The 16,673-nt window shown below is 71.8% G+C and carries 18 protein-coding genes; 6 read left to right on the forward strand and 12 right to left on the reverse strand.

Going from position 1 to position 16,673, the window contains the following annotated elements:
- Nucleotides 1-78 precede the first annotated feature (78 nt).
- Nucleotides 79-1,059 carry a LacI family DNA-binding transcriptional regulator gene (locus AW271_RS32765; protein ID WP_062341474.1) on the forward strand — a complete coding sequence of 327 codons (981 nt, stop codon included), beginning with the start codon at nt 79-81 and terminating at the stop codon, nt 1,057-1,059.
- A gap of 60 nt (nt 1,060-1,119) precedes the next feature.
- Here AW271_RS32765 and AW271_RS32770 read toward each other — a convergent pair whose 3' ends face one another.
- Complete coding sequence (locus AW271_RS32770) at nt 1,120-2,445, reverse strand: aromatic amino acid lyase (protein ID WP_062341475.1); 1,326 nt, start codon at nt 2,443-2,445, stop codon at nt 1,120-1,122.
- The gene (locus AW271_RS32775; RefSeq protein WP_062341476.1) at nt 2,435-2,809 is read right to left on the reverse strand and encodes a phage holin family protein; all 375 of its coding nucleotides are present in this window, start codon (nt 2,807-2,809) and stop codon (nt 2,435-2,437) included. The genes AW271_RS32770 and AW271_RS32775 overlap by 11 nt, the downstream gene beginning before the upstream one ends.
- A 116-nt stretch (nt 2,810-2,925) precedes the next feature.
- Here AW271_RS32775 and AW271_RS32780 point away from each other — a divergent pair, with 116 nt between their 5' ends.
- Entirely contained in the window at nt 2,926-3,207 is a 282-nt protein-coding gene (locus AW271_RS32780; RefSeq protein ID WP_062341535.1) for a hypothetical protein, read from the forward strand.
- Here the strand turns inward: AW271_RS32780 and AW271_RS32785 are convergent.
- Nucleotides 3,204-4,010: an FAD:protein FMN transferase gene (locus AW271_RS32785; protein WP_083977579.1), complete on the reverse strand. Its 807-nt coding sequence runs from the start codon at nt 4,008-4,010 to the stop codon at nt 3,204-3,206. The genes AW271_RS32780 and AW271_RS32785 overlap by 4 nt on opposite strands.
- A gap of 149 nt (nt 4,011-4,159) precedes the next feature.
- Here AW271_RS32785 and AW271_RS32790 point away from each other — a divergent pair, with 149 nt between their 5' ends.
- The 4 genes from AW271_RS32790 to AW271_RS32805 all read left to right on the forward strand — a co-directional run bounded on the left by AW271_RS32790 (nt 4,160) and on the right by AW271_RS32805 (nt 7,252).
- Nucleotides 4,160-4,846: a response regulator transcription factor gene (locus AW271_RS32790; protein WP_062341478.1), complete on the forward strand. Its 687-nt coding sequence runs from the start codon at nt 4,160-4,162 to the stop codon at nt 4,844-4,846.
- On the forward strand, nt 4,843-5,883 hold the full coding sequence (locus AW271_RS32795) for a HAMP domain-containing sensor histidine kinase (RefSeq protein ID WP_218008240.1): 1,041 nt from the start codon (nt 4,843-4,845) through the stop codon (nt 5,881-5,883). Before AW271_RS32790 ends, AW271_RS32795 begins: the two co-directional genes overlap by 4 nt.
- Before the next feature lie 10 nt (nt 5,884-5,893).
- Nucleotides 5,894-6,283, forward strand: coding sequence for an OsmC family protein (locus AW271_RS32800; RefSeq protein WP_062341536.1), 390 nt, complete (start codon nt 5,894-5,896; stop codon nt 6,281-6,283).
- Nucleotides 6,284-6,625: 342 nt separating this feature from the next.
- Nucleotides 6,626-7,252 (forward strand): NYN domain-containing protein, encoded by a 627-nt coding sequence (locus AW271_RS32805; protein WP_169806429.1) that lies wholly within the window; start codon nt 6,626-6,628, stop codon nt 7,250-7,252.
- Nucleotides 7,253-7,292: 40 nt separating this feature from the next.
- On the opposite strand, the gene AW271_RS32810 is transcribed toward AW271_RS32805, so the two are convergent.
- Genes AW271_RS32810 through AW271_RS32850 form a run of 9 tightly spaced genes read right to left on the reverse strand, consistent with a single transcriptional unit; the run spans nt 7,293 to nt 16,666 of the window.
- Nucleotides 7,293-8,000 (reverse strand): alpha/beta fold hydrolase, encoded by a 708-nt coding sequence (locus AW271_RS32810; protein ID WP_062341481.1) that lies wholly within the window; start codon nt 7,998-8,000, stop codon nt 7,293-7,295.
- On the reverse strand, nt 7,994-9,844 hold the full coding sequence (locus tag AW271_RS32815) for an anthranilate synthase family protein (RefSeq protein ID WP_062341482.1): 1,851 nt from the start codon (nt 9,842-9,844) through the stop codon (nt 7,994-7,996). Before AW271_RS32815 ends, AW271_RS32810 begins: the two co-directional genes overlap by 7 nt.
- Complete coding sequence (locus AW271_RS32820; protein ID WP_062341483.1) at nt 9,838-10,464, reverse strand: isochorismatase family protein; 627 nt, start codon at nt 10,462-10,464, stop codon at nt 9,838-9,840. The genes AW271_RS32815 and AW271_RS32820 overlap by 7 nt, the downstream gene beginning before the upstream one ends.
- Before the next feature lie 36 nt (nt 10,465-10,500).
- Nucleotides 10,501-11,193 (reverse strand): SDR family oxidoreductase, encoded by a 693-nt coding sequence (locus AW271_RS32825; RefSeq protein WP_062341484.1) that lies wholly within the window; start codon nt 11,191-11,193, stop codon nt 10,501-10,503.
- On the reverse strand, nt 11,190-12,542 hold the full coding sequence (locus AW271_RS32830) for an amidohydrolase family protein (RefSeq protein WP_062341485.1): 1,353 nt from the start codon (nt 12,540-12,542) through the stop codon (nt 11,190-11,192). Before AW271_RS32830 ends, AW271_RS32825 begins: the two co-directional genes overlap by 4 nt.
- Nucleotides 12,539-12,766 (reverse strand): phosphopantetheine-binding protein, encoded by a 228-nt coding sequence (locus AW271_RS32835; protein ID WP_062341486.1) that lies wholly within the window; start codon nt 12,764-12,766, stop codon nt 12,539-12,541. Before AW271_RS32835 ends, AW271_RS32830 begins: the two co-directional genes overlap by 4 nt.
- Nucleotides 12,763-14,295: a (2,3-dihydroxybenzoyl)adenylate synthase gene (locus tag AW271_RS32840; protein WP_174553130.1), complete on the reverse strand. Its 1,533-nt coding sequence runs from the start codon at nt 14,293-14,295 to the stop codon at nt 12,763-12,765. Before AW271_RS32840 ends, AW271_RS32835 begins: the two co-directional genes overlap by 4 nt.
- The gene (locus AW271_RS32845) at nt 14,295-15,365 is read right to left on the reverse strand and encodes a ketoacyl-ACP synthase III family protein (RefSeq protein WP_062341488.1); all 1,071 of its coding nucleotides are present in this window, start codon (nt 15,363-15,365) and stop codon (nt 14,295-14,297) included. The genes AW271_RS32840 and AW271_RS32845 overlap by 1 nt, the downstream gene beginning before the upstream one ends.
- On the reverse strand, nt 15,362-16,666 hold the full coding sequence (locus tag AW271_RS32850) for a salicylate synthase (RefSeq protein ID WP_062341489.1): 1,305 nt from the start codon (nt 16,664-16,666) through the stop codon (nt 15,362-15,364). The genes AW271_RS32845 and AW271_RS32850 overlap by 4 nt, the downstream gene beginning before the upstream one ends.
- Nucleotides 16,667-16,673 lie beyond the last annotated feature (7 nt).

Raw genomic sequence — 16,673 nt, forward strand, 5'->3', positions numbered from 1 at the left:
ATCTGAGGCTAGTGAACCGCTTCACTGATTCGCTTCAGTGAACCGTTTCACCCCATATGTGTCAAGTACGCTGGATCGATGCCCCAACGGAAGCGAGCGACGATCCGTGAGGTGGCGCAGGCGACCGGCCTGTCCACCGCCGCCGTCAGCTACGCGCTACGGGGGCTCCAGGTCTCCGAGGAGACCATGCACCGGGTCCGCCGCGCCGCGGCCGAGCTCGGCTACGAGGCCGATCCCAACGCGCGGGCGCTGGCGAGCGGGCGTACCGGGATGATCGGGGTGCTCTGCGGCTCGCTCGAAGACCTCTGGCAGCAGTCGCTGGCCGTCGGCATCGGCCGGTCGCTGCGCGAGAAGGACCACTACGGCCTCATCCTCGACGCCGCCGGCGACCCCGACCGCGAGCGCACCCTGGCCCGGCAGCTGCGGGGGGTCGACGGGCTGATCGTGCAGCCGGTCGACCCGGCCGCGCCGTTCTGGGCGGGAATCGCGGAGGACATCCCACTCGTCACGATCGGCGACGCCCTGAAGGAGGCCCGGACCGCCGCCGAGGTGGTGTTCGACAACCAGAGCGGGGTCACGCTGGCCCTCGAATACCTGGCTGGTCGCGGCCACAGGCGGGTCGCGGTGCTGACCTCGACCCTGGCCGAGACGCCCGACCGCCCCGCCGACCGCCTGGTCACCGCCGAGGCCGCCCGGCTCGGCCTGGAGGCGACCGTGGCGACCTGCCCGCAGGCCCTCGGCCCGGCCGCCGAGACGGCCCGCGCCGTGCTCAGGGACCGGCCGAGCGCGGTGTTCTGCTTCTCCGACTCGATCGCCTACGGCGTCCTGAAGGCCGCCGGCGACCTGGGCCTGTCGGTTCCGGGCGACGTCTCCGTCATGGGCTACGACGACCATCCGATGTCGGAGCTGCTCGGCCTGACCACGGTGAGCTGGGATCTCGACACGATCGTCCGGTCGGCGGTCAGGCTGGTGCTGGGGGCGGCCGACGGCACGCTGCGGCGCCGCCGGGTGGTGCAGAAGCCGACGCTGCGCGAGCGGGGGTCGGTCGGTCGCCGCTGACCGGGCGGCTCCGAAGCGGCCGGTGTCGTGCGGCCGGGCTGCCGGGTGGTTTCGACGCGGTCAGTCCGCCAATGCTGATCGGGCCGCGTCGATCTCGGCCTCCAGTGATCGGTCTTCCGGCGTTTCGCCGGCCCGGATGGCCAGGGCGCGGTCGGCGGCCACCAGCTCGCAGGCCAGGATGATCTCGTAGGGCTCGCGCGCCGCCAGGCAGGCCCGCGCGGCCTGGGTGCCGAAGCCCGCGTGGTCCTCGACGCTGCGCGACAGGACCGCGCCGCCCAGGGTCACCGGCGCGGCCAGCTGCCGGAGCGAGGCGAGGGCGTCGTGGGCGACGTACTCGAGGATCAGCGCGCCCGACTTCCCGGGCGACCCGGCCAGGAAGGGCAGCAGGCCGGTGTAGGCCGGTTCCATCAGGGTGGCCAGCCGGGCGGTCGAGAGCGACGCCGTCTGCACCAGTGCGGCCCGCAGGGCGTCGAGGGCCAGCGCGACCGGGGCGGTGTGGAAGTTGCCGTTGTGCCAGGCCGCCTCGCCGGCGATCAGCGGGTTCTCGGCGGCCGAGTTCATGTCGATGGTGACCGCGCGGCGGGCCACGTCGAGGGCGTCGAACGCCGCGCCGTGGACCTGCGGCAGCGCGCGGTAGCCGTAGGGATCCTGGAGGCGGCCCGCGGGGGAGTGGTCGTCGAGGAGGGCGCTCAGCGCGGCGGCGACCCTGGCCTGACCGGGGTGGCGGCGGGCGCGCTGGACCTCGTACGCGAGCGGCTCGACCGAGGCCCCGGCGGCCCGCCACGTGCGGGCGGCGACCCGCACCGACGCCTCCAGCAGCCGGGCCAGATCGGCGCAGGCCAGCGCGGCGTCGGCCAGGGTCAGGGCGTTGGAGCTGATGAACGGCAGGGCGTCGGCGGAGGCCAGCGGGAAACGCGGACCGTTCCAGGGCGTCTCGCCGAGCAGGCACAGGGCCGTGGTCGACAGGGCGGTGAGGTCGCCGGTGCCGATCGCCCCATAAAGGCGGATCGGCGGGGCGGCCCCCGCGTTGATCGCCTCGGCCAGCACCGGCAGCAGCGCCGGGTCGATGCCGGAACCGCCCCGGAGGAGCTGGTTGAGGCGGACGGTCAGCATCGCGGTCGCGCGGGCCGGTTCGACCAGCGGCCCGGCGCCTCCGGCGTGGCTGCGCAGCAGGTCGAGGCCCGGTTCGTGCACCTCGACGTCCTTGTTGGCCCCCACGCCGGTGGTGCGGCCGTAGACCGGGCCGGTCTGCTCCCGGGCGGCGGCGAAGGCGTCTTCGGCCCGGGCCGGGGAGCCCAGCTCGACCGTCGCCGTGCCGTAGCCGACCGCCCTGACCTCGTCGCAGGTCAGGGTCGAGCCGTCGAGCAGGACCGTCCTAGTCGTCAATTCCGAGGATCAGGTCGAGCAGCCAGGAGATCACGCCGATGATGATCGCTCCCCAGAAGGCCGCCCAGAAACCGACGACCTCGAACGGGAGAGTCAGCTGATCGGCGATCCAGCTGGTCAGGAGCAGCAGGCCGGCGTTCACGACGAGCGCGAACAGACCCAGCGTGAGGACATAGAAGGCGCAGCCGATCGTTTTGATGATCGGCTTCAGGAGGGCGTTGATCACCCCGAAGATCAGCGCGACCGCGAGCAGCGTGCCGATCTCTTTGGCGGTCGACTCGCCGCCGACCGTGATTCCGTCGACGACGCGGGTCGACACCCACAAGGCCGCCGCGACCACGAGGATCTTGACGATGTATTTCACGAGGGTGATCCTCGCATGTCCGCCCCCGTCTGGGCGAAGGTCGTGTGACTCTGACCCGTTGTTGGGCATAGGTGGTGATCGTCCCGGGAAATCACCGCTTGGGGGTGGGCCAGATCATGAACGTCGACCAGCTCGAACAGCTCTCCGCGAAGGAACTGCACGACCGCGCGGTCCGGTATGCCGTGCGCCACGGCGACTTCGGCTTCCTGTGGGACCTGCTGAAGGTCATCCCGGCCGCCCAGGGTGCGAGCGGCCGCGAGGAGGAGACCGCCAACGATCTGAGCAGGGTCTCCGCGCTGCTGAGCGACGCCATGGCCGCCGGCGAGGGCAAGCTGGGAGAGGCACTGCGCCCGGTCTACATCGAGTACCTCTCCAAACACAACGACCTCGACGACTAGCTCGCCTTGACGTCGGGTCCGTACACGAGGAACCCCGGCGTGCTGGTCACCCGGCCGTCGAGCCCGGTGAGCATCACGTCGTAGGGGGTCGCCTGGGTGTCCTTCGGCAGCGCGATCTCCCGGGCGAACCGGCGCGCCCGGACCGAGCCCATGGCGTGCAGCGCCGTGGCGTACGCCCCTGCCGTCGCGAGGTCGGGCCCCACGACGGTCACGGAGGCCAGGTCGCCCTGCGCGCCCGAGCCGTTCGGCCGCTCGGCGGTGGCGACCGCCAGGTCGTGGGCGAACACGACGCGTGACACGGCCCCTTCACTGGGGTCCTTGAGCCCGACCCGCCAGGGCACCCCCGGCCGGGCCGATCCCCGGACGCGGACGTCGCCGTCGGCGCTGACGCAGTGGTCCACCGCCCCGGCGGCGGCCAGCGCGCGGGACACCCGTTCGAGGGCCCAGTCGCGCACGTACCCCGACCCCGCCGACTCGCCGGTCGAGCCGCCGAAGAACCCGTCGGTGATCCGGTCGAGCTCCGCGATGCGCTGCAGGACCTCGGTCAGTTCGGGCGCCGCCTCCTCGGGCGTGATCTCCTTGCGCGCCAGCCGGTTGAGCTGGCTGTCGGGCCGCCGGGTGCTGAACGTCTCTTCGACCCAGCGCAGCCACTGGAACGCGTCGTCGAGGAGCGGGCGCAGCTCCCGCTGCGGGAGAGCCGTACGGATGTCGATCCCGACATGCGATCCCATCAGGTCCTCAGCTCGGTGAGCACCGGGGAAGCGGTCGATGCGGCGGGTGGTGGTGTCCGTAGAGGTAGTCATCGCACTCCTTCGTCTCCGAGCTGAGATACGCGCCGGAGCAGGGACGCGTTCAAGCCCGATAACGATTCAATCTCAGAACGTTCGTCCCTTTTAAGAGGTATGTCGGATTCTTTACTTTACTCAGCGACTTTTCATGAACCGACGGCAGAATGTCCGCTGTGCCAGAGACCCGAGTGCTCGTCGTGGACGACGAGCCCGAAGTGCGGACCGCCATCGCCCGCGCGCTCCGCGTCGAGGGCCACCGCGTGGCCAGCGCCGTCGACGGCGTCACCGCCCTCGCCGCCATCGCCGGGAACGCTCCCGACGTGGTCGTCCTGGACGTGATGATGCCCGACATGGACGGCCTGGAGGTCTGCCGCCGCCTCCGCAAGAACGGCGACCGCACCCCGGTTCTGATGCTGACGGCGCTCGACGGCGTGGGTGACCGGGTGGCCGGTCTGGACGCCGGCGCCGACGACTACCTGGTCAAGCCGTTCGCCCTGGAGGAGCTCTTCGCCCGCGTCCGCGCGCTGCTGCGGCGGGCCGCCCCGCCCCCGGAGACCTCCTTCGCCGACCTGCACCTGATGCCCGACCGCCGCCAGGCCCGCCGCGGCACCCGCGTCTTCGACCTCACCCGCACCGAGTACGCCCTGCTGGAGCTGCTGATCCGCAACGGCGGCCAGGTGCTGACCCGCGAGGTCATCCTGGAGCGGATCTGGGGCTACGAGTTCACCCCCGGGTCGAACTCCCTGGAGGTCTACATCCGCTACCTGCGCCGCAAGACCGAGGCCGACGGCGAACCCCGGCTCATCCAGACCGTCCACGGCCTGGGCTACGCACTCAGGGAGCGCTCGTGAAACTCCACTGGCGGATGGCCCTGGCCTCGGCGCTCGCCGGGGCGGTGAGCGTCAGCGTGGTCGTCTACGCGGCCTACCGCATCACCTGCAACCGCTTCGAGTCGGCGATGGGCAGCTACGGCTACCGCCCGCCGTCGGGCGTGCTGGCCGGCCTCGCCGAGGTGACCGACCTCGGCTGGCCCTTCTTCGCCATCGCCCTGGGAGGCCTGTGCCTGTCGGGGGCGCTGGGCTGGATCGCCGCCTGGACCGGCCTGCGCCCGGTCGGCAAGTTCAAGGACGCCGCCCAGCGGGTGACCGACACCAGCGACCTGACCACCCGGATCGACGTCACCGGCGAGGACGAACTCGGCAGCCTGGCCCGCAGCTTCAACACCATGCTCGACGCCCTCGAACGCTCGGCCAAGGCCCAGAAACGCCTGGTCGCCGACGCCTCCCACGAGCTGCGCACCCCGCTGACGGCGGTCCGCACCAACGCCGAACTCCTCCAGCGCGGCCGCCTGCCCGCCGACGAACGGGAGGAGGTGGCCGCCGCGATGATCAGCGGGATCGAGGAACTGACCGGCCTGGTCTCCGACATCGTCGAACTCGCCCGCGACGAGGAACCCCAGGCGCTCGTGGAGCCGCTGCGCCTCGACGAGATCGTCTCCCGGGAGATCGTCCGCGCCTCCTCCCACTGGCCGCGCACCAGGTACACCTCCGAACTCGACCAGGTCGTCGTCCTGGGCGTCGCCGACCGGCTCGCCCGCGCGGTCGGCAACGTGCTCGACAACGCCGCCAAGTACAGCCCTTCGGGCGCGACCGTGGAGGTCCTGCTGCGCGACGGCGTCCTGACCGTCCGCGACCACGGCCCCGGCATCGCCGTCGAAGACCTCCCGCACGTCTTCGACCGCTTCTACCGCGCCTCCGGCGCCCGCGCCATGCCCGGCTCCGGCCTCGGCCTGGCCATCGTCCGCCAGGTCGTCGACAGCCACGGCGGTTCCGTCTCCGCAGGTCCCGCCCCCGGTGGGGGCACGCTCGTGAAGCTGGCCTTCCCGTAGGGTGCTTTTCATGGGAGATGTACGGGTCACCCGGACCCCGTCCGGTTTCGTGGCGACCAACGACCGGGGCGCCTCCGTGGCCCTGGGCCACGGCGAGGGGGAGTTCGGCGCGGTCGAACTGCTCCAGGTCGCCGTGGGGGCCTGCAACGCCATGACCGTCGAGCCGCTGACCGCCCAGCGCGGCCTCCGGCTCCCCGAGCTTTCTGTGACGATCAGCGCAGAAAGGTCTGCTCCGACCCTGCTGGGCAAAGTGACGGTCAGCTACGAAATCGAGCTGCCCGAGGGCATGCCGATGGCCAAGTTCCACGAAATAGCCCAGCGCGTACACGACAGGCACTGCGTCGTGAGCCGATCGCTGGAAGCCGGGACAGAGGTCAAGCTCGACCTGCCGGACTCCTGAGACTTAGACCAACAACCGGCAGTGCCATTGCGCGGTCCTTAAGGTCGGTTCAGTAACGTGGAAGCAGGTCAAGGGGGCTGGAAAGCCACCACACAAGCCTTTTTCCCATAAGGGCGCGGAGGGGGAACCGCGCCCGAGAGCGGGGGAAGCCGTCCAGATGCCTTTGGGGGAGGGCGTCTCGGCGGCACCGCTTGGAGTCGGGGCCGGCGCAGTTGGGGGACTGCGTCGGCCCCGACGTATGTCCGGAGGTTGTCGCGACTCTGTGCGACATTGGAGCTACTACTGGTAGCGTGCGGCCGAAAGTGCCAATGCCCCCGTTTCCGATTCTGCGAGGCATCCCCCGTGCCCGATCGTGTGATCCTGTTTCTGGACTACCAGAACGTCTACAAGGGTGCTCGCGAGACCTTCCATGAGCCGTCTCTGGCTCCGGGGACGGACGGGCAGATCGATCCGGTCCGCCTCGGCCGTTGGCTGATCGAGAACAGCCCCTACGACCGTGAACTGGTCGAAGTGCGTATCTATCGCGGCCAGCCGCACCCGTCGCGCGACGCCCGAGGGCATGCGGCTTTCGTCCGGCAGCGGGTCGCCTGGGAGAGCGATCCGCGGGTCGTCGGGGTCTTCCGTGACCTGCGCTACCCACGCGGGTGGCCGGATCGGTGCGCGCCCGGGCTCAAGCCCCAGGAGAAGGGCATCGACGTCGCCCTCGCGATCGACTACGTCAAGCTGGCCTTGGAGGGCCGATACGACGTCGGCATCCTCATGTCGACCGACAGCGACCTGAAGCCCGCGCTCGAAGTCGTCGCGGCCATGCGGCCGAACGGCGGTCCGCGCGTCGAGGCGGCGGCCTGGAAGGGGCCGGGCGCCAAGCGGCCGCTGACGCTCTCGCAGCCGAAGATCTGGAGTCACCTGTTCGACAAGTCCTGCTACGACGCCGTGCGTGACTCGACCAACTACGGAGTGCCCATCTAGCACGGGTTGCGATCAATGAGTGACTCCTGGTAGTCTCCAGTCACTGTTCCCCGCCATCCACTGGATTGGCGGGGCTATTTTTTTGCTCCTCGAACTCGCAGACGGCGGCCATGAACTCGTCGTGGTGGCCGTACCAGACGTGGTGGTCGGCGCCCCTGATCGTGACCGCCCCCGGCGTCTCCTCCGGTACGAACCGGCTCCCCTCCGCCCGGATGACGAGCCCCGGTCGCGTCGGCGTGTAGTCCCTCCCCCCGGACGCGACCAGCAGCGCCACCGCCGTCTCCACGTCGAACAGCTTCGCCGCCTCGGCCTCGGCCTCCCGGTCGAACACGTCCCAGCCGGGGTGCTTGTCCGTCAGCGCCTCCAGGGTGCGCCGGGACTTGGCCTTCTCGTACGTCCCCCACCACGCCTCCGCCGGCATCCGGTGCCCCGCCCCCGTGGGCGCGTCCACGTAGACGAACCGCGAAGGGGCCAGGGCCGCCCCCGCGATGAACGAGCCCATCGAGTGCGCCACCGCCAGGTCGACCTCGGCCGGTACCGCCAGGCGCAGCTCCTGGGCCATGCGTTCGACCGTCGCGTCGGGCATCGGGGCGCTGCGGCCGTGGCCGGGGAGGTCGACGGCCACCACGCGGTAGCCGCGGGAGGCCAGGTCGGGGCCGACGCGCCACCAGCAGCCCGAGTCCGACAGGATGCCGTGCACCAGGACGGCCGTCTTCGGGCCGGTGCCCCATTCTCGGACGTTCAGCATGTGGCTTCCTCTCTCGTCAGGGTGGTGAGCAGGTCGGCGAGGATCTCCACGCCGTTGCGCGTCAGCACCGAGGCCGGGTGGAACTGGACCGACGCGAAGCCGGGGCCCATGAGGGCGTGGACCTCGTCTCCTTCCCTGGAGACGGTGATGTCACCGAGGGCGTCGGCGTTGCAGCGGGCGGCGAAGGTGTTGTAGAAGCCGGCCTGTTCCATGCGGCCGAAGAACGGGATGGTGCGCTGGACGCCCTGGTTCGGGAACGGGTTGCGGGTGATGTCGAGGCCGAGCAGGGTGCACAGGACCTGGTGGCCCAGGCAGACCGACAGGAAGGGGATACGCCGGTCGAGCAGTTCCCGGGTGGTGGCGCGCAGGCGGGCGATCTTCGGGTGGGTGAAGTCGCGGGGGTCGCCGGGGCCGGGGCCGACGATCACCACGTCGTACGCGCCGACGTCGTAGGCGTCGGAGTAGCGGGTGACCGTGACCTCGCAGCCCAGGGCGTGGATGATGTGGCGGGCCATCGCCGTGAAGGTGTCCTCCGCGTCGATGACCAGCACCTTCAGGCCGCACAGCGCCGGGATGCGGCGGTCACGGCAGTCGGGGCCCTCGAACCAGAAGCCGGCCAGGGGCTCGTTGCGCGACATCAGCGCCTGGTAGATGGCCGGGTGGCCGCCCACGTCGGCGGGGGCGTCGCGACAGGCGCCTCCACGGAGGGCTTCCAGTAGGCCTGCGGCTTTGGCCCTCGTCTCCGCCGCCTCCGACGCCGGGTCGCTGTCGCGCACCAGGGTCGCGCCGACCGAGACGCGCAGGTCGCCCGACGCGGCGACGTCGGCGGTGCGGATCAGGATCGCCGAGTCGAGGGCGCGGGCGCCTGCCGTGTCGCGGCCGATCAGGGCGACCATGCCGGCGTAGTAGTCGCGGCCCTCCGGTTCGAACTTGGAGATCACGCGGCAGGCGCTCTCCAGCGGGCCGCCGGTGACCGTGGGGGCGAACAGGGTCTCGCGGAGGATGTCCCGGACGTCCAGGGAGCTGCGGCCCTCGATGAGGTATTCGGTGTGGGCGATGCGGGCCAGCTGCTTCAGGTGCGGGCCGAGGGCCCGGCCGCCCTGGTCGCAGACGCGGCCCATCATCTTGAGCTCCTCGTCGAGGACCATGTAGAGCTCGCCGGCCTCCTTCTCGTCGTCCAGGAAGTCGAGCACGCCGGGCAGTTCGGGGCCGCCGCGCGGGTAGCGGTAGGTGCCGCTGATGGGGTTCATCACGACGGTGCCGGCGTCGAGGGTGATGTGGCGTTCGGGGGAGGAGCCGACGAACGTGCGGGCGCCGGTCCAGATCACGAAGGTCCAGTGGGCGCCGGGGTCGCGGCCCAGGAGGCGGCGGAAGCACGACAGGGCCGTGCGGGGCGACCAGCCCTCGATCGACGCCTGGTAGGTGCGCTTGATGACGAAGTTGGCGCCGGTGCCCTCGCCGATCTCCTCGGCCAGGATCCGGCGCACCACCGCTTCGTACTCCTCGTCGGAGGTGTCGAAGTCGCCGTCGCGCAGCTCGACGGGGTCGTCGGGGAGGACCCGCCGCGCCTCGTCCACGGAGAGGGCCGACTGGTCGGTCACGGTCATCGCCAGCAGGGGCGCGGCGTCGTCGGGGCAGGCGTAGCCGCGCTCGCGGATCTGGCGGTAGGGGAGCACGACCAGCGTCTCGTGGCCCTCGCCTCCCTCGTCGGACAGGGGGATGTCGGCGATCCGGTCGAGCGGCACGACCTCGCCGGACAGCACGTCGATGTCGGCCACGCCCGAGCCCGGGCGGTGCAGCAGCGCGAACGGGGGCGGGTCGGCGTCCAGCAGGCGGGTCAGCATGTCGGCTCCAGTTCGTCCAGTACGCCGGCCGTCGGGATCGTCACGGCGCAGCGGGCGGCGGCGTAGTCGAGGGCCAGGCGGTGGAAGTCCGGCGTGAAGTCGGCGATCGCGTCGGCCACGACGAAGGTCTGGATGTCGTTGGAGAAGCTCTCGTGGGCGGTCATCAGGATGCCCACGTGGGCGTACACGCCGCAGATGACGAGCTGGTCGCGGCCCTGGTCGCGGAGCCGGCGCAGCAGGTCGGTGCGGCAGAACGCGCTCGGCCGCCACTTGGTCAGCACCACGTCGCCGGGGGAGGGTGCCAGGGCCGGGACGATGGCCCGGTGGGCGGGGTCGGTGGTCATGCCGGGGCCCCAGAAGTCCATCAGCAGGCCCCGGTCCTCGGTGCTCATGCCGCCGGGCTGGGCGGTGTAGAAGACCGGTGCGCCGCAGGCCGTGAACCGCTCCTTGAGCGCGCCGACGTTCGCCAGCAGCGCCGAGGGGTCGGTGAACGGGCTGAGGAAGTAGTTCTGCATGTCGTGGACGAGCAACGCCGCCCGCCGCGGATCCACCCGCCACGGGGCGATGTTGTCGGGCAGCTCGGTCGGCATCGGATAGGGCTCTATCGCGGGGATCGCCATGACTTTCTCCTTTCGGACGCCCAGAAGGCGCCTCCGTCAGACGCCCAGGCAGGCGCCTCCGTCGACCGTCAGGTCCTGCATGGTGATGTGGGCGGCGCGGTCGGAGAGCAGGAACGCGACCGCTTCTGCGACGTCCGAGGGGCTGGCCACCCGGCCCAGCGGAATGCCCACCCGGTACGCCCCGGGCGCGCCCTCGACCGAGGTCCGGATCGCGTCGGAACCGTCCCAGAGGCCGGTCAGCATCGGGGTGTCGGTGGAGCCGGGCGCGACCACGTTGCAGCGGATGCCGAACTCGGCCAGCTCCAGCCCGAGGCACTTGGTGAACACGGTGGCTGCGGCCTTGGAGGCGGCGTAGGCGGCCATGTTCTGGCGGGCGGTCTTGGCGGCGTTCGAGGCCACGGTCACGATCGCGCCCGAATGCCGGGGGATCATCCGCCGCGCCACCGCGCGGGAGACGTGGAAGACGCCCGAGGCGTTCACCGCCAGGGTGTCGGCCCATTCGGCGTCCGACAGGTCGACGGCCCGGCCGGTCCGCAGCACTCCCGCCGCGTTGACCAGCGCGGTGATGGGCCCCGAGGTCTCCACGTGGTCGACGAAGGACTCGACCTGTGCCGAGGAGGTGACGTCGATCTCGGCGTCCAGGCCGACCACCGTGTAACCGTCGTCGGCCAGGCGTTCGCACACGGCCGAGCCGATGCCGCCGGACGCGCCGGAGACGAGGGCGATCATGGCAGCTCCACCCCCAGGCACCGGACCGAGAACGAGCGCAGGGCCTCCAGGTAGTCGTCGCGGAGCGTCTGCTCGTCGGCCTTGACGACCCGGCCGTTCACGATGACGGTCTCGACGTCGGCCGACCCGCCGAGGGTCAGGAACGCCTCCAGCGGGCGCGGGTTGAGCAGGTAGCGCCAGTCGTCGGCGCGGATCAGCACCAGGTCGGCGCGGTTGCCGACCTCCAGCGAGCCGACGTCGGCGAACCCGAGCCCCTTCGCGGCGATCCGGGTGGCCATCGCGAGGGCGTCGGTCGGCAGCAGGGCGGTCGGGTCGGCGGCCATCTCCGTGTACGCCTGCCACGCCGCCGTCATGTTCTCCGCCATCCCCGGGACGGGCAACGACGCCCCGTCGGTCGACAACGACACGTCGAGCCCGGCGGCCCGCAGGGCGGGGATCTGCCGGGTCTCGGTCAGGGTCGACTCCCCGGCGGGGCCGTACTTGGCGGGGGAGTGGGTGATGTGCGCCCCGGCCCGTACGAGCAGCTCCCGCTCCTCGGGCGTGGCGAACGCGCAGTGCACGGCGGTGAACCGCTCGTCGAGCAGGCCGAGGTCGGCGAACCGGCGTACCGGGGTGAGCCCGAAGTACTCCCGCATGGCCCGGGCCTCGTTCCGCAGCGCGCCCACGTGGGCGGCGAACGGCAGGTCGTGCGCGGCGCACAGGTCGCGCAGCCCTGATCCGAGCTCGTCGGTCATGTTGGTGGCGTACACGGCGGTGGGTCTGACCCGCACGAACGCGTCCTGGAGCGCCATGAGCCCCTCGACGCGCGCGAGCGCTTCGGCGGCGTCGCGGGTGCGGCGGCCGCAGACCGCGTCGCTGACCCACGCCGACACCGAGAGCCGCATGCCGAACTCGCGCGCCGCCTGGGCCAGCGCGGCCGGCTTGTTGACCGACCCGACGTCGCCGAGCGTGGTGACGCCGGAGCGCAGCTGCGTCCAGAGCGAGTAGCGGGCCACGGCCAGGGCCTCGTCGTCGGTGAGGGCGTCGACCAGGCCGTGGAAACGGTCGAACGCGGTCGAGATGGCCGGGATGTCGCCGCCGTGGGCCATGAAGGCCGGTTTGTCGCCCCGGTCGGACGGCGGCCGCAGCGCCCCCTTGAACGGGTAGCGCAGGGCGAACATCTCGTGCCAGTGCGGGTTCACGAACCCGGGCAGCACCAGCATGCCGGTGGCGTCGAGCACCTCAGCGTCTGAGCTGTCCTCGAATCCGGCGATCACGCCGTCGTCGACCAGCACAGAGCCGCCCGGAGTGACGGTGTGGTCGGGGTCGGCCCGGTAGACGGTGCCGCCCCTGATCAGCAGGCGGCTCATGCGCTCGCCTCCTCCAGGCGCGCGGACCAGGCCGAGATGGTCGGCACGGCCGCCAGGTCGCGGAACTCGACCTTCAAGCCGGCCCGCCGCCACCTGGTGACCAGGCGCATCATCTCCAGCGAGCCCAGCCCCAGGACGACCAGGTTGTCGTCGTCGGCGAGGGACGCGGGGTCGGCGCCGACGAGATCGGCGACGGTGCTGCGCAGTTCTTCCTTGACGCTCATGCCTGTTCCTTCCAGCCCCGGGCCGCCAGCGGATCGGCCGCGGCGGCGGCCAGGGTCTTCTTGTCGACCTTGCCGAGAGGGGTCAGCGGGAAGGCGTCCACGAACTCGACGCGGTCGGGCAGCTTGAAGTCGGCCAGCCCGCGTTCGTGCAGGGCCCGCTTGAGGTCGGTCAGCGACGGGCGGACCCGGCGGCTGACCAGGAACGCGTAGATGCGCTCGCCGAGGAACTCGTCGGGCACCGGCACCACGGCCGCGCGGTCGACGTCGGGGTGGCTGAGCAGGTGCCCCTCCACCTCGCCGGCCGCGATCTTGTCGCCGCCCCGGATGACCACGTCCTTGATGCGCCCCTCGATGACGAGGTCGCCGTCGGGGGTGACCGAGGCCAGGTCGCCGGTCCGGTAGAAGCCGTCGCCGGTGAACGCCCGCGCGTTGTGCTCGTCGGCGTTGTAGTAACCGCGCAGCGTGTACGGTCCGCGCGCCAGCAGTTCGCCGTCGACGATCCGGATCTCGTCGAACGGGGAGACGGGCCGCCCCTGCGTGTGGATCACCCGGTCGGCCGGGTCGTCGAGGCGGGACATCGACAGCAGGCCCTCGGCCATCCCGAACACCTGCTGCAACCGGCAGCCCAGCTCGGGTTCGATCCGGGCGGCCAGCTCCGGCTGGAGCCGGGCCCCGCCGATCTGCACCAGCCGCAACGACGACAGGTCGTCGTCCAGGAACTCGCGGGACTCCAGCCACAGGTGCGCGACCGTCGGCACCAGCGAGGTGACGGTGACCTTCTCGCGCGCGATCAGCGCGAAGCAGCCGTCGGCGCCCGGGTCGTCGGCCAGCACGACCGTGCCGCCCCGGCCCAGGGTCCCGATGACGCCCGGACAGCCCCACGTGAAGTTGAACTCGACGGGGAGGGCCGCGAGGTAGACGTCGTCAGCGCTCACCTCGCACAGGTCGGCGACGATCCGGGTCTGGTAGGCGTAGTCGTCGTGGGTCCGCGGGATCAGCTTCGGCAGCGCGGTCGTCCCGCCGGAGAGCAGGAAGAACGCCACGTCCGAGGGGTCGGCCGCCGGGTGCTCGACGGGGTCGCCGTCGAGGTCTTCCGGGGACAGGACGTGCTCGATGCCCAGCTCCACCGCGAGGTCGTGGTTCGGGCCGACGTATCCGACGGCGCCCGACACCGAGGCCAGGTGGCCGACCTCGTTCGACCGGTGGGAGGCGAGCGAGAACACCGCCTTCACCCCCGCCTTGAACATCGCGAACGCGACGACCACGAAGTCGGGCGTGTTCGGCAGCTGGAGCACCACCCGGTCACCGGGCTCGATGCCGTGCTCGGCGAACCCGGCGGCGGTGCGGTCGACCCGCGCCGCCAGGTCCCGGTACGACAGGCGCTCGTCGCGCCAGACCAGGGCGGTGCGGTCGCCGAACTCGCGGGCCCACTCGGCCGGCAGGCCGCCCAGGGTGGTGCCCTGCCAGACGTGCCGGGATCGGTAGTGGGCGGCCAGCTCGTCCGGCCACGGGGTGCAACCGGGCAACATCACGTGCTCCTTTCGGTGATCTCGACGACCGCGCAGGCGGCCTCCATCCCGGGGGCCGTGCCGATGAGCAGCACGTGGTCGCCGGGTTCGACGTCGCCCCGCGTCCACAACCACTCCAGGCCGATGAAGGGGTCGCCGGCCCCGGCGTGGCCGGTGGTCCGGGTGAGCTCCCAGGTGCCCTTGGCGGCGTCGACGCCGAGCGGGTCGAGGTAGATGGCGGTGAGCGGGCCCTCGGTGAAGCCGACGTGGCAGACCCGCTTCACGCGGTCGATCGAGCTGCCGGCCTCCTCCAGGGTTCGTTCGGCGACCTCGGCGACGAGTTCGCCCAGGTGGCCCATGGGCGGGGCGACGCCCTCGGCCCAGCGGGCCCGCCACCAGGCGGTGCGCTCCTCGAAGTTGAGGCCGCGCGACAGGTCGGGCGGGAACAGCGTCTCGCCGCCCCGGTGCAGCTCCTCCATCGCCGGGTTCGACACCGCCCCGGCCGCCAGGACCTTCGCGAACCCGCCCCGCCGCGACGCGACGACGGCCGCGCCGCCGTCGGCCAGCAGGAACATCCGCGAGGCGTTCCACCGGTCGACCAGCGGGCCTCCGTAGTTGTCGCCGGCGGTCAGCAAGACGGCGTCGGCGCCGGTGTCCGACAGGCCCGCGTCGCCTTCGACGTCCGGCAGACCGGCGTGGCTTCTGTTGGTGAGCAGTCCGGCGGCGATCTGCAGGCCGGACAACATCCCGAGGCAACCCTGGCGCACTTCGAGGGCGGTGATCGGGCGGTCGACGGTGTTGCGCAGCACGTAGTGGGGCGCGGACCAGCCGTCGGGGCCCTGGTGGTAGCTGCCGCTGTGCAGCAGGGCGACGAAGTCGCCGGGCTCGTGCCCGGAGCGCTTGATCGCGATGTTCCCGGCCTCGGCGGCCAGGTCGACGGCGGGCGTCTCGCCGGCCACCATCACGCCGAGCATGCCCGACATTTCGCGGTCTGCCGGGTCATAGAGGCCGCGTGAGACGGCCTCGCTCGTGGTGACCGTACCGGGCAGGGCAGAACCGATCCCGGCCAGGTAGAGGTTGTCGAATCTCATGCCGCGCCCCTCACCAGGTGACGCGCGACGCTGTCGAGCTTCTCGCACGTCTCCTCGAACTCGCGCTCCGGCGTCGACTGGCCGACGATGCCGGCCCCGGCGCGCAACCAGGTCCGGCCGTCGCGGCGGTAGGCCGAGCGGAGGACCAGCGCGGCGTCCATCGCGCCCGTGTGGTCGACGGTCATGACGGCCCCGCTGTAGAGGCCGCGCGCCTCCGGCTCGTGCGCCCGGATCGCCTCGTAGGCGGCCTTCTTCGGCACGCCCGACGCGGTGACGGCCGGGAAGACGGCGCCGAAGGCGTCCCAGGCGCGCATGCCGGGCGACAGGCGGCCCGACACCCGGGAGGCCAGGTGCTGGACGCTGCCGCGCTCGCGGATCGCCATGAACTCCGGCACCTCGACCGAGTCGGGCTCGCACACGCCGACCAGCTCGTCGGTGCCGACCTTGACGGAAATGGCGTGCTCGTAGACCTCCTTGGCCGAGCCGTAGAGGTCGGCCCGCAGGGCCGCGTTCACCGCCTCGTCGGGGGTGAGCGCGCGGGTCCCGGCGAGCGGCTGCGACACCACGTGCCCGTCGGCGGAGACCTGAACGACGATCTCGGGGCTGAACCCGGTCGCCTCCAGCCCGCCCAGGTCGAGCAGGAAGGAGCGGGCCGGGTTGTTGCCGCGCCGGCCGGCCAGGTAGGTGGCGGTCAGGTCGACCTCGCCGGGCACCTCGACCACCCGCGACAGGATGACCTTGTGCAGCTCGCCGGCGTTGATCGACTCGACGGCCAGCTTCACGGCCTCGCGGTAGGCGTCCTCGCCGGTGCCCCACACGTCGAGGGGCGTCGACCTCGTGGCCCGCGCCGCGGCCGGGCTCCGGACGACCGCGAGCAACGCGGTCAGCGTCGTGGTGTCGGCCGCGCGCAGCCGGGCGTGCCCGTCGGCGATGCGCGCCTCGGCCTCGGGGACGATCAGGTGCAGCAGCCGCCCGTCGCCCACGTGCTCCTCGGTGTACGACAACTCGAACGCCGCCCAGCCGTAGGCCCGCCACTCGGGGATCGACACGGTGTCGAGCAGCCCGGCGACCTGGTGCAGCGGGTCGCCGTTCCACGGCTCGAACACCTCGTCGCGGCCCTCGTGCCGGAGCAGCGCCCCGGACCGGTCGAGGGTCAGCTCGGCGCGGGCCCCGCCGGCGTAGGACCAGACACCGCCGTTCTCGTAGACGACGTGGTCGGCGAAGAGGCCGGAGTCGGCGAGCCGGGCCGCGACCTCGACCGCGTCCTCGGTGAGGGGGACCTGGGTCTCGAAGTAATGCATGCCGTCC

The sequence above is a fragment of the Herbidospora sakaeratensis genome (assembly GCF_001570525.1).
Lineage (GTDB): Bacteria > Actinomycetota > Actinomycetes > Streptosporangiales > Streptosporangiaceae > Herbidospora > Herbidospora sakaeratensis.

What these genes read in the sequence shown, in the direction of transcription:
- AW271_RS32765 (WP_062341474.1), top strand. Translation starts at nt 79, where the DNA reads ATGCCCCAACGGAAGCGAGCGACGATCCGTGAGGTGGCGCAGGCGACC.
- AW271_RS32780 (WP_062341535.1), top strand. Translation starts at nt 2,926, where the DNA reads ATGAACGTCGACCAGCTCGAACAGCTCTCCGCGAAGGAACTGCACGAC.
- AW271_RS32785 (WP_083977579.1), bottom strand. Translation starts at nt 4,010, where the DNA reads ATGACTACCTCTACGGACACCACCACCCGCCGCATCGACCGCTTCCCC.
- AW271_RS32790 (WP_062341478.1), top strand. Translation starts at nt 4,160, where the DNA reads ATGTCCGCTGTGCCAGAGACCCGAGTGCTCGTCGTGGACGACGAGCCC.
- AW271_RS32800 (WP_062341536.1), top strand. Translation starts at nt 5,894, where the DNA reads ATGGGAGATGTACGGGTCACCCGGACCCCGTCCGGTTTCGTGGCGACC.
- AW271_RS32810 (WP_062341481.1), bottom strand. Translation starts at nt 8,000, where the DNA reads ATGCTGAACGTCCGAGAATGGGGCACCGGCCCGAAGACGGCCGTCCTG.
- AW271_RS32815 (WP_062341482.1), bottom strand. Translation starts at nt 9,844, where the DNA reads ATGCTGACCCGCCTGCTGGACGCCGACCCGCCCCCGTTCGCGCTGCTG.
- AW271_RS32820 (WP_062341483.1), bottom strand. Translation starts at nt 10,464, where the DNA reads ATGGCGATCCCCGCGATAGAGCCCTATCCGATGCCGACCGAGCTGCCC.
- AW271_RS32825 (WP_062341484.1), bottom strand. Translation starts at nt 11,193, where the DNA reads ATGATCGCCCTCGTCTCCGGCGCGTCCGGCGGCATCGGCTCGGCCGTG.
- AW271_RS32830 (WP_062341485.1), bottom strand. Translation starts at nt 12,542, where the DNA reads ATGAGCCGCCTGCTGATCAGGGGCGGCACCGTCTACCGGGCCGACCCC.
- AW271_RS32835 (WP_062341486.1), bottom strand. Translation starts at nt 12,766, where the DNA reads ATGAGCGTCAAGGAAGAACTGCGCAGCACCGTCGCCGATCTCGTCGGC.
- AW271_RS32840 (WP_174553130.1), bottom strand. Translation starts at nt 14,295, where the DNA reads ATGTTGCCCGGTTGCACCCCGTGGCCGGACGAGCTGGCCGCCCACTAC.
- AW271_RS32845 (WP_062341488.1), bottom strand. Translation starts at nt 15,365, where the DNA reads ATGAGATTCGACAACCTCTACCTGGCCGGGATCGGTTCTGCCCTGCCC.
- AW271_RS32850 (WP_062341489.1), bottom strand. Translation starts at nt 16,666, where the DNA reads ATGCATTACTTCGAGACCCAGGTCCCCCTCACCGAGGACGCGGTCGAG.